13 protein-coding genes are annotated in these 13,456 nt (G+C 72.5%); 8 read left to right on the forward strand and 5 right to left on the reverse strand.

Annotated features, from left to right (window positions below; genetic code table 11):
• Positions 1 to 239: 239 nt before the first annotated feature.
• Both IPQ09_18970 and IPQ09_18975 read left to right on the forward strand, forming a co-directional pair.
• On the forward strand, positions 240 to 1,382 hold the full coding sequence (locus tag IPQ09_18970) for a hypothetical protein (GenBank protein ID MBL0196264.1): 1,143 nt from the start codon (positions 240 to 242) through the stop codon (positions 1,380 to 1,382).
• Positions 1,379 to 2,530 (forward strand): hypothetical protein, encoded by a 1,152-nt coding sequence (locus IPQ09_18975; GenBank protein MBL0196265.1) that lies wholly within the window; start codon positions 1,379 to 1,381, stop codon positions 2,528 to 2,530. The genes IPQ09_18970 and IPQ09_18975 overlap by 4 nt, the downstream gene beginning before the upstream one ends.
• A gap of 7 nt (positions 2,531 to 2,537) precedes the next feature.
• Here IPQ09_18975 and IPQ09_18980 read toward each other — a convergent pair whose 3' ends face one another.
• Positions 2,538 to 3,689 (reverse strand): hypothetical protein, encoded by a 1,152-nt coding sequence (locus tag IPQ09_18980; protein MBL0196266.1) that lies wholly within the window; start codon positions 3,687 to 3,689, stop codon positions 2,538 to 2,540.
• Positions 3,690 to 3,881: 192 nt separating this feature from the next.
• On the opposite strand from IPQ09_18980, the gene IPQ09_18985 reads away from it, so the two are divergent.
• The gene (locus IPQ09_18985; protein MBL0196267.1) at positions 3,882 to 4,574 is read left to right on the forward strand and encodes a hypothetical protein; all 693 of its coding nucleotides are present in this window, start codon (positions 3,882 to 3,884) and stop codon (positions 4,572 to 4,574) included.
• Positions 4,575 to 4,664: 90 nt separating this feature from the next.
• On the opposite strand, the gene IPQ09_18990 is transcribed toward IPQ09_18985, so the two are convergent.
• Together IPQ09_18990 and IPQ09_18995 are read right to left on the reverse strand one after the other, a co-directional pair.
• Positions 4,665 to 4,943 (reverse strand): hypothetical protein, encoded by a 279-nt coding sequence (locus IPQ09_18990; GenBank protein ID MBL0196268.1) that lies wholly within the window; start codon positions 4,941 to 4,943, stop codon positions 4,665 to 4,667.
• A gap of 36 nt (positions 4,944 to 4,979) precedes the next feature.
• Positions 4,980 to 5,474, reverse strand: a complete 495-nt coding sequence (locus tag IPQ09_18995; protein MBL0196269.1) for a hypothetical protein — start codon at positions 5,472 to 5,474, stop codon at positions 4,980 to 4,982.
• A gap of 204 nt (positions 5,475 to 5,678) precedes the next feature.
• Here IPQ09_18995 and IPQ09_19000 point away from each other — a divergent pair, with 204 nt between their 5' ends.
• The 4 genes from IPQ09_19000 (at position 5,679) to IPQ09_19015 (ending at position 9,429) form a co-directional block, all read left to right on the forward strand.
• The gene (locus IPQ09_19000; GenBank protein MBL0196270.1) at positions 5,679 to 6,500 is read left to right on the forward strand and encodes a Spy/CpxP family protein refolding chaperone; all 822 of its coding nucleotides are present in this window, start codon (positions 5,679 to 5,681) and stop codon (positions 6,498 to 6,500) included.
• Positions 6,460 to 7,944: a cytochrome P450 gene (locus IPQ09_19005; protein ID MBL0196271.1), complete on the forward strand. Its 1,485-nt coding sequence runs from the start codon at positions 6,460 to 6,462 to the stop codon at positions 7,942 to 7,944. Before IPQ09_19000 ends, IPQ09_19005 begins: the two co-directional genes overlap by 41 nt.
• 244 nt (positions 7,945 to 8,188) lie before the next feature.
• The gene (locus IPQ09_19010) at positions 8,189 to 8,878 is read left to right on the forward strand and encodes a hypothetical protein (GenBank protein ID MBL0196272.1); all 690 of its coding nucleotides are present in this window, start codon (positions 8,189 to 8,191) and stop codon (positions 8,876 to 8,878) included.
• 5 nt (positions 8,879 to 8,883) lie between these two features.
• On the forward strand, positions 8,884 to 9,429 hold the full coding sequence (locus IPQ09_19015) for an SRPBCC family protein (protein MBL0196273.1): 546 nt from the start codon (positions 8,884 to 8,886) through the stop codon (positions 9,427 to 9,429).
• 66 nt (positions 9,430 to 9,495) lie between these two features.
• Here the strand turns inward: IPQ09_19015 and IPQ09_19020 are convergent, their stop codons facing one another.
• A complete protein-coding gene (locus IPQ09_19020; GenBank protein ID MBL0196274.1) occupies positions 9,496 to 10,323 on the reverse strand; it encodes a cyanophycinase in 828 nt (275 codons plus the stop codon).
• Positions 10,324 to 10,327: 4 nt separating this feature from the next.
• A complete protein-coding gene (locus IPQ09_19025; protein ID MBL0196275.1) occupies positions 10,328 to 11,515 on the reverse strand; it encodes a beta-aspartyl-peptidase in 1,188 nt (395 codons plus the stop codon).
• 114 nt (positions 11,516 to 11,629) lie between these two features.
• On the opposite strand from IPQ09_19025, the gene IPQ09_19030 reads away from it, so the two are divergent.
• On the forward strand, positions 11,630 to 13,453 hold the full coding sequence (locus IPQ09_19030; protein MBL0196276.1) for an acyl-CoA dehydrogenase: 1,824 nt from the start codon (positions 11,630 to 11,632) through the stop codon (positions 13,451 to 13,453).
• The last annotated feature ends 3 nt before the right edge of the window (positions 13,454 to 13,456 follow it).

Raw genomic sequence — 13,456 nt, forward strand, 5'->3', positions numbered from 1 at the left:
GCACGCCGCTCGCCCGCGGCTCGCTTGCATGTTCATATCGACACCGCGCCTGCGGCTCGGAGTCGCCATCGACCTGCGTTCGCCCTATCGGGGCTCACTTCGAGGTTCGCCATCGGCCAAGCCTACCACGCGAGACCCTCGACGGAAGGTGGGTCGACGCCCGCGGGCGCCGCCAGCCGGAGGGCGGCTCTTGACGGATCCGCGCGACGTCGCGACCGGCGCGTGCTCCACTTCCCACGATGCGCCTCGGCCTCCCCGCCCTCGTCTCGCTCGCGCTCGGGTTGACCGTCGCGGCCGGCGTGGGCGTCGCCGTCACCGCGGGCGCTGGCCCCGCGCCACCCCACGCGCAGGCCGCCGCGCGGGCGACGAGGCCGCCGCTGGTCGTCGTGGCGACGCCTCACGACGAGCGCGCGCGGCGCAGCGAGGTGCGCCTCGTCGGGCCGGACGGCGCGGCGACCCCAATCGGCGCTGTGCTGCACGCCCCCGGCGCGGTCGTCCGCGGGGATCTCCTCGGCGTCCTCCCGGTGGTCGTCGCCGATGAAGAGGGCGCCGCCGATCGCGACTTCGGCGCTGCACTCTTCGCGGTCGAACGACAGGGCGCTCGCCGCCTCGTCGCGGGGGTTGGCCACGCGCGTCGCCCACTCGCGAGCGACGGCGGCCTCGTCTACGTCGAGCGCGGCGCGAGCGGATCCGCGTCTGGCCCGGGGGGCCGGATCGACTCGCTCGAGCTCGTCGCGGTCGACGTCGCCACCGGTGTGACTCGTGTGCTCTACACGTATTCGGGGCTCGCGCTCCACCTCGCGGGCGAGCTCGGCTCCGACCTCGTGGTCTACCGGGTGGCGGCCGCGGGCAACGCCGACGTGCTCCTCGTGGAGCGCGCGTCGGGGCGCTCGCGCCTGGTCGCCTCGATCGTGCCCATGGCGCGCGACTTCACGGTGGACCGGCAGCGTGGCGCGCTCCTCTACGTGAACCGGGACGCGAAGGACGCGGACCTCTGGGCGGTGGAGCGCCTCGACCTCGCCTCGGGCCTCGTCACTCGCCTCGCCACCGCGCGCGACGACGCGCCCGCGCCCTACGCGCTGCCGTCGTCCGACCCGGTGTGGACGGCTCCGGGTCGACGCGGCCTCGCGTCCGCGCGCGGCGAGTGGCTTTCGCCGCTCGGTCCGGGCTTCGACGCCGTCCGCGCGACGAGCGCCGACGGCGCGTGGCTCGCGGTGCTCCACGTGGCTTCTTTCGAGAGCGAGGGCATGGACGACCTCGCCATCCTCCACGCGCCGGCCGGGCCCCGCGGCCCGCTCGGGCCGGGCGGCGTCGCGCGTCTCGGTGGCGCCGAGCGCGTGGAGGCCCTTGGTTTCGTGGGCGGTGGGGGGGGCGCGCGATGAGGGCGCCGCTCGCGTCAGCTCTCGTGGGGTTGTTCCTGGCGGGAGCGCTCCGCGACGCGCGCGCGTACTGCCCCAGCTACACGCCTGCCCAGACGACCGGGGGCTCCCGGTGCGGCGTCCAGCCGGCCCCGGGCAGGAACCCCACGGTCGCCGCGTGGAAGGGCATCTTCGCGACCGTCGCGCCCGGGCAGGCGTCGTGGAAGACGGCGGGGCCCGCCATCGGGGTCATCGGCTCGGGCTGCGGCAAGCCCAAGCCGCGCGTCACCGTTCCTGCGCATTTCCCTTGCCATGTGCTCCAGGCGCTCGCCTACCAGGAGTCGGGCTGGCAGCAATTCTGCGTCCCCGACGCGCCCGCCGGCTCCGTTGGCGCGCCCGAGCGCACCATCGTCTCGTTCGACTGCGGGTACGGGATCGGCCAGGTCACGAGCGGCATGCACGCGGGGGAGACGCCGGCGTTCGATCGCGCCCGCGTGGCGGGCGACGCCACGTACAACCTCGCGACGGGCACGCTCATTCTCGCCGCGAAGTGGGCCGCTACGGCGTGCGTCGGGGACAACGATCCGGACGTTGTCGAGGATTGGTACACCGCGCTCTGGGCCTACAACGGGCTCGCGTACTCGAACAACCCGAACAACCCCAACCTCACCCCCGGGCGTGGGCCGTACAAGCCGGGGAACGGCGGCAGCTACACCTACCAAGAGCGGGTGCTCGGGCACATGGAGTTCCCCACGGGAGGACGCTGGTCGTCGCTCGCGCCTGCCTACCCGAACCGCGGCGAGGTGGGCAGCACGGGGCAGCCGCCCGCGCTCCCGGAGCCGCGCTGCGCCTCCCCGACGAGCTGCGCGACGACCCGGGCGACCCACGCCTCGCGCTGCGACGAGCCCGCCGGCGATGCGGGGGCCCCACCGCGCGATTCGGGGCCCGCCCCTCCCGACGCGTCGACGCCCGCGCCCGACGGGGGCGCGCCCGGCCCGGCACCCGGCGAGCCCGCCCCGTCGCCGGTGTCCGGCGCCGCGCCCGAGCCAGGGGCGGGGTGCTCGTGCGATGCCGCGGGCGGCGTCGCGAGCGGGGGCGCGCCTGTCGCGCTGGCCGGGCTCGTCGTCGCCGGGCTCTCGCGTCGTCGACGAGGGCGCGCACACGGTCGCTGAGCGATCGTTACTGCCTCGCGGGCCTTCGCTGGCTGCACGTGCTCAGCCACTCCGTGGGCAGGTGCATCGTCGCGCCCGCGATCGCCATGGTCTGCGGCGCGGTGTCGATCGTCGCTTGCGAGAATTCGGGCGGCGCGAACGTGACCTCGGCCAGCTCGCCGTGCGTGCCCACGAGCTGCAAGTCGGCCGGGCGCAACGTGACGAGCGCCACGGTGCGTCCGTCCTTGGCGAAGAGGAGCGGCGTCTCGCGCTCGCACCGGTACACCCACGCTTCTGGTGGGGGCGGGCCCGGCGCAGGTGGCGGAGCGGGCGTCGGGCCTGCGGGCGCGGCCAGGAGCTGGTTGACGAGCTCGGCGTCGGAGCCCCGCCGCGGCGCGAGGCCGGCCGCGCGGGTCCACGCGTGGAGCTCTCCGCCGGGCACGTACCAACGCACCCGCCAGTAGGCCCCCTGCGCTGCGGTGACAGCGGCGAGCTCGAGATCGTGCGCCTCAGCCACGATCGGGCCGCCGGGCGTCGCGGCGAGCTCCAGACGCTTGCCACGGAGGTTCACGTAGAAGCGCGGCGACGAAGGGGGGCCACGCTCGGCCGCGCTGGTCGTGAGCTCGCCGCATGGCACCTCGGGCACCGGAAGCGGCGCGCGCGGCGTCACGCCGCGCAGCTCGGGCAGGCCGACCCTCACCGTGTGCGTCTCCGCGTCGCCGCCGGCGGGTGCGAGCGCGGCCTCCTTCCAGAGCGTGAGGACGCCCCCGACCGCGAGATCTTGGCGCGCGAACACCGAGGCCCGCGCGAAGCCTCGGGCGCGGAGGCCTGCGCCGCGGAGCTCCACGAACGCACCGCCCGCGCCCAACACGAGGAAGCGCCCCGAGCTCGCGCCTGTGACCGTCGTCAGAGGCCCCTCGCGATCCCCGAGCTCGAGCGGGGCCGTGACGGGCCCCTCGACGGCGCACACGACGCCCGAGGGCTCGTCGAGCAGCTTGGTCGGCGGCGCCGGAGGTCGCGCCGGCGTCGCCGCCGGGACCGCGCGCGCTGCGGGGCCTCGAGCGACCCGTGGGCTCGCCCGCGGCGGGGGCGCCTCGTGGCACGCCGACGCGAGCCCCGCGCCGACGAGCAGCAGGGGGCCGACCGCGAGGCGGAGGCGGTGGGGCGAGGACCTTCGCACGACGCTCCCAGGTTACCATCACTGGAGAGGCACGGACGCGCGGGCCACGCGCGTCGGCCGCGTGGGCGCGGATGCAGAGGGAAGCTTTGACCTGCGGGCCCGTACATGGCAAGTGCCGGGCGCCGCGCGCGGTCGAGATCGTTGCGGCGCCCGTTGCATCGGCCCTTCTCAAATTTGCCAAGGAATATTGACATGTTGCGACGTCGTTCGGTCCCGCTCCTCGCCCTCGCGTCCACCCTCCTCGCGCTCGTCCTCGGTGGCGTCACGGGGTGCGGCGGCGGCGGTGAGGCCAAGTCCCCGAGTGGAGAAAAGGCGGAGGTGTCCGCCCTCGAAGAGCTCCAGGCGATGCCGAAGGAGATCAACGCGGAGCTCACCGCCCTCACGAAGCCGATCGACGACGCCGCGGAGGTGATCGAGCAGCTCACGAGCATCCCCAAGCGCCACGGCATCAACGCCGGCGAGCTCGCCTCGATGGCGAAGGGCACGTTCGACAACGGCACGGTGAAGGTCGAGCTCAAGGGCGACGTCAAGGCCGAAGCGAAGGCGGAGGTCGAGGCCGCGCTGAACAAGCTGAAGACCGTGGTCGCGGGGCTCAAGGCGATCCCGGAGAAGGCGGCCGCCATGACCCCGAAGCTCGTGGCGGCGACGGCGAAGATCCCGGTGCTCGCGACGAAGGTGTCCACGGGCGCGACGCTCGCGGTCTCGAGCCCCTTCGCCAGCGGCGAGACTAAGGCGAAGGCGAACGGCGATCTCGCGGCCGTGAAGACCGCGCAGGCGGACGCGTCGAAGGCCGTGAGCGACGCGCAGGCGAAGATCACCAACATCCCGGCCCTCGCGACCGGGGCTCTCGGGAAGCTCGGCGCGTCCTTCGCGTCGATGAACTGACAGCACGTCCCAGGCGTCGATACGCGTCGACCCGGCCCCGCGTCTGCTCGGGGTCGGGTCGAGTCGTGTCGGGACTCGGCAGTCGCCGCGTCAGGCCTTCGTGTGACGCCGGTCGACGTCGTCGGCCAGCGTGGAGAGCATCGCGGAGGTGCGCTGGAGCGCGTGGCCCAGCTCGCGCTGCACGAACGCGGTGCGGTCGAGCGCCGCGCCGCCGACGCGGAGCGCGAACGCGGCCCAGGTCGCGACGGCGTCCGGGAGGGAGCCTTGCCCTTCGGCCGAGGAGGCCTCGCCGGGCTCGGCGGGCGGCAGGACCTCGGGCGTGGGATCGACGGGGGCAGAGCTGGACGGATTTGCGGTGGTCGTGTTCATGGATGCGCTCCTGGTTGGAGGGAAAGGTTGCGAGGCTCAGGCGAGCGGGACACACGCGGCGCACACGAAGGCGCGCTCTCGGGAGTCGGGCTCGCCGACGATGAGGTGGGCTTGTTCGCCCGCGGCGCAGTCGCGACCGCACTGGGCGCAGGCGGCGGGCTTCGCGAGGCGCACGGGCTGAAACGCGACGGCGCCGGCGAGGAGCTCCTTGTTGCGCGCGTCGGCCAGCCGGTCGTGGAGGCGCTTGCGCTCCTCTTCGAGGTGCGATGCCATACGCTTGAGCTGGCCTTCGACGCCCTCGCCCGCCTTGTCGGCTGCGGCGACGGCGTCTTCGAGGATGGTGCGGACGAGGTTCGAGACCGGCATACGGAGGTTCTCCGCGAAGCGCTTGAGCTCGCGTTCGAGGACGACCGGGACGCGCGTGTGGAGGACCCGCTCCTTCTTTTCCGTCGGCGGCTCTCCTGCCGCGCCGGGCTCGGAGGCCTCGAGGGTGTCGTCGGGAGCCGAGGGGTCGTGTGGTTCGTGTGTCACGAACCAAATGTATCACGCGCGTGATACATTTCAACGGGAGGCGGTGAAGTTCACATAAACGACACAATTGTATCACGCGACGAGCGCGTGATTCGCGCGACGACCCTCACGGGCGGCGTGGCGGTGCGCCCGCCTCGCGCCCGGGAAGCCGAGTGGTACGCTCATCAGGCGCGCCCGCCTCGGGCGGTCTGCTGGGAGATTGCCATGTCGAAGGTCACCGCCGCTCTGCTTGGACTTGGGCTCGTCATCGCAGGGTGTCAGGCCCCCGCGCGGCCTGCCGAAACGCCGCCGCCGCCGCAAGCCGCGCCGCCGCCGCCCGCGCCGCCACCCCCGCCTGCGGCCGAGCTCGCGGGCGGGCCCGTTCGCCCAGGGATGCCGCCTGGGCACCCCGGTCCGCACGGTCCCGGTGGTCCCGGTGGTCCCGGTGGTCCGCCCCCCGGCGCTCCCCCCGGCGCGATGGGCCACCGCGGCCCCGGCGCGGGCGGGATGCACGGCGGAATGCGCGGGATGCCGCGGGGCCAGAGGCCCCCGGGCCACGGCGCCGAGATGATGCACGAGCTGGCGGCCCTCGGCGTCCGGTTCTACCCACCGCGCACGCTGCTCAGCCGGGCCCGGCAGCTCGACCTCACGCCGGACCAGGTCGCGAAGCTTCGGCAAGAGGTGCTCACCACGAAGAGCCGCTCGGTCGAGCTCCGCGCGAAGGTCGAGCGCGCGAAGATTGAGGCGACCCGGCTCCTCGCCGCCGACAAGGTCGACGAGCGCGCGCTGAACGCGCAGATCGACGAGGGGGCCAAGGCGCAGGCCGAGATGCACAAAGCTCACGTCGCTTCCATGCTGCGCGTGCGGGCGCTGCTCACGGCCGAGCAGCGGCAGAAGCTCGACGCGCCGCGCTCGCGGCGGGGCGGCCCCGGCGTAGGCCCCAAGGGACCCCGGGCGGAGGCAGCGGCGCCGGGCCCGATCGGACAGCGCGCGGAGGACGACGACGATGACGAGGACGACGACGACGACGACGACGCGGACGCCTGAGATCTCCAGCCCGGCGGCGGCTCCTCCGCGGCGTTCGCCGACGTCTCTCCCCTCGCGCGCTCCGGGCCCGACCGATCGCTACGGTCTGCGCAACGTGGCGAGCATGACGTCCGAGGGCACGCTCGGGTTTCTGCGCCGCCTCACCGACGAGTACGGGGACGTCGTCCAGCTCAAGATCTTCGGGCGGGACTACTTCTTGGTGAACCACCCGGAAGACATCGAGGACGTCCTCGTGAAGCAGTCCGCCGTGATGGGTCGCGACGAGTACGTCGTGGTGCTCGAGCGGGCGCTCGGCCAAGGGCTGCTCACGAGCAGCGGAGAGCTCTGGCGACGCCAGCGAAAGCTGATGGCGCAGGCGTTCACGCCGCGGCGTATCCGGGACTACGGCGAGTCCATGGCCCGCGTGACGGCCTCCGCGCTTGGGTACGAAGACGGAGAAATCATCAACATTCACGTGGAGATGGCGCGCATCACGATGGAGGTGGTGGCGGCCGTCCTCTTCGGCGCCACGCTGCGGCCGAGCGATCTCGAGATGGTCGGCGAGTCGCTCGAGGTGCTGAACACGTTCTTCGCCAACAGCCCGGAGGCGATGCTGAAGGTGCCTGGGTGGGTGCCGACCCCGCTGAACCGCAAGGTCGCCGCGGCGGTCAAGCGGCTCGACGGGCTCATCTACTCGATCCTCGCCGCGCGTCGGGCCGAGCGCGCCCAGCGCGCCGCGCAGGGGCTCGAGCCGTCGGCACCCGAAGGTCAGCGAGACGGGCAGAAGGAAGACCTCCTCGGCGTGCTGCTCACCGCGCAAGACGAGGGCGGGGGCACGATGAGCGATCAGCAGCTCCGCGACGAAGCCATGACGCTCTTCCTCGCCGGCCACGAGACCACGGCGCTCGCGCTCGCCTATACGTTCTACCTCCTCAGCACCCACCCAAGCGTGGAGCAGCGTGTGCGCGAGGAGCTCGACCGTGTGCTCGGCGACCGCCTCCCCACGGCCGACGACGCAAAGCAGCTCGTGTTCACGGAGCGCGTGCTGAAGGAGTCGATGCGCCTCTATCCGCCGGCGTGGACGACCGGGCGCCAGGCCGAGGCCGACGTGGTGGTCGGCGGCTATCGAGTTCCGAAGGGCTCGCAGCTCCTCCTCTGCCAATGGATCGTCCACCGCGACCGGCGCTTTTTCCCGGATCCCGAGGCGTTCGATCCCGATCGATGGCTGCCGGAGCGGGCGAAGAACCTGCCGAAGTTCGCGTACTTCCCGTTCGGTGGCGGCCCTCGCGTGTGCATCGGCAGCCACTTCGCGATGATGGAGGCGACGCTCATCCTCGCCGTAGTGCTGCAGCGCTATCACCTCGAGCTCTTGCCGGGGCAGCTGCTTGGGCTCAAGCCGTCGGTCACGCTCCGGCAACAGGGCCCGGGGCTCCGCATGCGCGCCCGGGCGATCTCGCACGCGTAGCGTTGGCCAGCGGCCGCGGCGTCACGTTTTTTTCCAGCCGAACCCTCGATCGTCGGTCGGAAGGCCGCCTTCGCCCCGCCGCCGGCCGCCTCGCCGTGGGCCGGCGGGAGGCTCGAGGTCGAGGTCGAGGTCGAGGTCGAGACCGCGCGAAGCTCGGTCCCGGCGGGCTTCGTGGTCTTCGCCCAGCCCGGCCAGTCACCTCTGTGGCGGTGTGTGGGTCAATCGCTCGTGGCACACTTGGCCGATGGACGAACGTCGCGCGTCGAGGGTGGGGGGCTATTGCGGGCTCGGGTTCTCGGCCCTGTCGCTCGTGGTCATTCCGCTCGTCGCGCTTCCCGCCGCGCCGCCCGCCGCGCTCGGCATGAGCGGCGAGGCGTTCGCGGCGTGGTACGCGGCCCACCGCACGGGCTTCCTCGTCGGCAACTACCTCGGGATCGCCGCGTTCGTCCCGGGCTTCGTCCAGCTCGCGGTCCTCGCCGGAAGAACGCGGCTGCGGGAGGGCGCCCGCGAGGGCGCGCTTCGGTGGCTATCCGGGTTCGTGCTCGCGAGCGGCACGTTCACCTACGGCGTGTTCGCGTGCTCGCTCGTCGCCTTTCAGGCGATGCCCTTTCTCATCGATCCAAAGACCCCGCAGGCCGCTCTCACCATGGGCACCTTGACTTCGGTGTGGTTCGCGCTCGACGGGCTCGCCGCGCTTCCGGTGCTTCTCGCGGTGGCCTGGGCGGTCGCCGCCACGGGCGTCCTCCCTCGATGGGTCGTGTGGTTCACCGGCGTGGTCGCGGCCCTGGCGCTGGTCATGAGCGTCGGCGCGCTGCTTGACGCGCCGCCGTGGCTCGCCGCGGGCGGGCCTGCGACGTTCCTCGGATTCGTCGCGTTTTTCGGGTGGACTGGGGTGCTCGGCGGCGCGATGCTGCGCCCGGTTCCGGAGGCTTAGGCCACATGGGTTCTCCGACTCGCTTCGCGTTCGCACCCGAGGCCGTCGAGCGAGCCGACGGCCACCTCCTCATCCTGCGGAGCAGCGGAGCCGGGGCGCTCGATCTCGCCGTGGCCGCCACGCGCGTGGAGGCGTCGCGCGCGCGCGTGTGGGACATGATCCGCGACGTGTCGCACTTCCCCTCGCGGCTGCCGATGGTCCACCAGGTCCACGTGGACGGCGATCGCGTCGCGATGCAGCTCCGCTTCAAGATCGCGTTCTTCTCCACCAAGTTCGGCTTCGAGCTCCGGCATCGTGAGGAAGACCGCGAGTGGGTCGAGCTATCGTATCTCTCGGGAGAGCCTCGCGACATCCACTTCCGCTTCGACCTGGCCGACGGATCCATCCCCGACACGACGATCCTGCAGGTGACCATCGGCTTCGACGCCCGCTCGCTCGGTTGGCTCGTCACGGTGTTCCTGCGCAATCACCCCGAGATCCAGCTCGGCGTCTATCCGGGCGCGGCGTTCGCCGTGCTCGACGCCGTCAAGCGAGCCTCCGAAGGAAGCTGAGCGCGCCGCCGCCGCCCCGCGCTCGACGCGGATGCGCGACATCATCGCCCGAGCGAACGGCGAGGCTCAGTGAGGCTTCGGCGAGGCCTTGTGCGTGTTGAGGTCGAATGAGCAGCCGGCCACGAGGATGTGGAGGCGCACGTTCGTCATCGTCACGGGCTTGCCCTCCTTCACCTCGGCGATCGAGGAGTGCTCGAGCTCCGAGGCGTCGACGATCGTGATCGCGCCGGCGCCGACGACCGTGAGGAGCTTGTTGTGGTCGATGAACGCCGCCGTGTCTTCGTCGAGCCCCACGCCCACGGCGAATGGATTGTAGGCGAGCGCCGTCAGGAGGCGGCCGAGCCGGTCGCGCTGGCGGAAATGTTGGTCGATCATGATGCGGTTCGTGAGGCCGAACCCGGGAACGAGCGTGACGGCGCCGGCGTGCGGGGTGTTGCCCTCCGCGCCGTAGGCGATCATGTGCTCGCTGAGGATGGCCGCGCCCGCGCTCGTGCCGCCCACCGTGACCCCGTGCGCGTTCGCCTTGCGGATCGCGCGCGCGACGGGCGTACCACCGAGGATGGTCGTGAGCCGGAGCTGGTTGCCGCCCGTGACGAAGATGCCCGTGCCCTTCTCGAGGTAGTCGAGCCACTCGCGCTTGCTCGCGTCGTCGCGTGTGGCGATGGGCAAGGACTTGGCCTCGTCGGCGCCGAGCTTGCGGAAGAGCTTCTCGTACCGCCGCCCGGTCTCCTCCAGGCTCGACGCGGTGGGGATGATCACGATGCGCGCCCGCGAACCGCCGGACACCTCGAGGAAGTGGCGGAGGATGTCGGTCGTGCCCTCCTTGTCCTCCGCGCCGCCGATCGGCACGATCATGCCGCGTTTCCTGTCGCCTTCGATCTTCGCTGGGCTCATGGCTTCATTTCGCTGTCTGGGGCTCGAACGTCCCGGTTCCGTGGGTCGTGAGTGTGCCGTCGCGGAGCACGAAGGTCCCGCGCGCCATCACGTCGCGTATGCGGTGCGTGTCGTCAAGCACCAGGAGGTCGGCGTCGGCGCCGGGGCGGAGGTGGCCCTTTCGCGACAACCTGAGCAAAGTCGATATGTTGGACGTGAATGGCGGGAGCGCCTCGTCGAGCGGGAGGCCGCTCGCGAGCAACTCCGCGAGCGTCTCGCCGAGCGCGGCGGACCGGCCCACGTCCATCGCGAGGAGGGTGCCCTGCGCGTCGTAGGTGGGGAGGCAGCCGCCGCCGTCGGAGCTCACCGTGAGCTTGTCGCGAGGGGCGCCGCTCGCGAAGTACCGCGCGACCGCGTCGGCGGCGGAGTACGCGTCTTCGCCGTCTTCGACCGGGAAGGCGGTCACGTCGACCGTGCACCCGCGCCTCGCGAGCGCGACGGCCTCGTCGAAGAGCCGGCGCTTGCGGTTCACGTGGGTCGGGTAGAACACGCGCGGCGGCAGCTCGGTCGTGTCGAGCAGCTCGCGCACGGGGGCGAGTCCGCGGGCGCCGTCGCCCAGATGCAGGTGAAGCACTCCGGCCTTGCCGCTCATGAGGCCTGCGACGTGGCAGTCGGCCGCGAGCCTCGCGAGCTCCTCGAGCGTCGGCTGTGACGAGCGGTGATCGCTGATGGCGATCTCGCCGGCGCCGAGCACGGGATCGACGAACACCACGTCGCGGCGCAGCGAGCCCGTGAGCGTGACGACGGGCACCTCGTAGCTGCCGGTCCAGCAGTACGCGGAGAGCCCCTCTTCACGCAGCGCGAGCGTGGTCGCGACGAGCTCCGCCACCGTGCGGGTGGTCCCGTCGGTGCCGAGCACGCCGACGCAGGTGGTGACGCCCGCGCGGACGAGCGCGCTCTTCTCCACCCGAGGGACGCGCGACGAGGGGCCCGACTCGCCGCCGCCGCCCGTGAGGTGCACGTGGGGATCGAGCAGGCCCGGCACCACGCGCGCGCCCGCGAGATCGACCGTGGCGCACAGCGCGGCGGGGAGGGCGTCCAGCGAGGCGCCCACGGCGAGCACCGAGCCCGCGCCGACGAGCAGGTCGACGACGCCGCGCGCCTCGGGATCGTAGAGCGTGGCGTTGCGGAGCAGCGTGAGCGGCCGAGGCACGCCCTCCCCCCTAGCGCCTCGAATCAGCCAAGTCGACGGGTATTCGAGCCCGCGGTCTCGGCGGCTCGGCCGCTCTGCCACCGAAGCGCGGGGCGCTCGGACTATAGTGCTCCCATGTCGGTACCGTCGCAGAAGCTCGTGTCGGACGAGCTCGTCAACCTTCTTCTCTATCGTGTGCTCGACGTCGAGGCGCTCACCGCGCTGCCCGCGTTCGCCGACCACGGGCGAGACACGTTCGACCCGTGGCTCGCGACCTGCCGCCGGCTCGGGGGCGAGGTGCTCGCACCCACCTACGCGGCGATGGACGCGAGCCCGCCGACCCTCGAGAGTCGCCGCACCCCATGGGAAGAGCGGGACGAGCGCGACGAGGCCAGCGTGCGCGTCCACCCCGAGATGGCGACGGTGTGGGAAGCGCTCGCCAAAGCCGGGGTCGTGGCGGCGTCTCGCCCCTTCGCGGTGGGCGGGCAGCAGCTCCCGCTCACCGTGGCCACGTTCGCGACCGCGTACCTCATGGCGGGGAACCTCTCCGCCTACGGCTTCGCTGGGCTCACGGCGGGCGCCGCGCACCTCATCGAGGCCTTCGGCGACGAGCACCTGAAGGAGACCTACATGCGCCCCATGTACGAGGGGCGCATGACCGGCACGATGGCGCTGACCGAACCGCAGGCGGGCTCGAGCCTCGCGGACATCGTCACCTCGGCGCGCCCGACCCCCGAGGGGCACTACCTCCTCCGCGGGGCGAAGATCTTCATCTCCGGCGGCGATCACGGGTTCGCCGAGAACATCGTGCACCTCGTGCTCGCGCGCATCGAGGGCGCGCCGCCGGGCACCAAGGGCCTCTCCCTCTTCGTCGTCCCCAAGCTCCGCGCCGACGGCGACAAGGTGATCGCGAACGACGTGACCGTCACGGGCCTCATCCACAAGATCGGCTGGCGCGGCATCCCTAGCCTCGCGCTCTCGTTCGGCGACGCCGACGACTGTCGAGGGTGGCGTGTGGGGCCGCCGAACGCGGGCCTGCGCTGCATGTTCCAGATGATGAACGAGGCGCGGATCATGGTCGGCGTGAACGCCGCGGCCACCGCGTCCGTCGCGTACCACGCCGCGGTCGACTACGCGCGCGCCCGCGTGCAGGGCAGGCCGCTCGGGGCGCCGCCGACGGCCCCGCCGGTCCCGCTCATCGAGCACCCCGACGTGCGCCGCATGCTGCTCCGTCAGAAGGCGATCGTCGACGCCTCGTTCTGTCTGCTCGGCGTCACGGCCCGCTACGCGGATCTCGCCGAGCACTCGCCCGACGCGCTCGTGCGCGCCCGATCTCAGCAGCTCCTCGACCTCCTCACCCCCATCGCCAAGACGTTCCCCGCGGAGCGCGGCTTCGAGGCCAACGCCCTCGCGCTGCAGGTGCACGGCGGCTACGGCTATTCGAGCGAGTACCTCCCGGAGGCGTGGCTGCGCGACCAGAAGCTCAACTCCATCCACGAGGGCACCACCGGCATTCAGAGTCTCGACCTGCTCGGCCGCAAGGCGATGGCAGGCGCAGGCGCGGCGATGCTCGCGCTCGCGGAGGACGTCGGACACGACTGCGCGAGCGCCGAGGCGGCGGGCGTCGCCAAGGAGCGCGTCCTCGCGGTGCGGGCGGGCCTCGCTCAGGTGTTGGACCTCACCCGCGTGCTCGGCGAGCGCGGCGCCGGGGGCGATCTGGAGGGCATGCTCGCGCACGCGACCGACTACCTCGACGCGCTCGGCGTCGTCGTCACGTCGTGGATGTGGCTCAAGATGGAGGCCGCCGTGGTCGGCCGGGAAGACCCGTTCGCGCGCGGCATGGTGCAGGCGTCGGCGTACTGGCTCGCGACCGAGCTGCCTCGCGTCGAGCCCCTCGCGAGGCTCTGCGCGAGCGGCGAGCGGAGCTTCGTCGACTGCCGCGGCGAGTGGTTCCTTTGAGCG

The organism is Myxococcales bacterium, assembly GCA_016720545.1.
GTDB lineage: Bacteria > Myxococcota_A > Polyangia > Polyangiales > Polyangiaceae > JAAFHV01.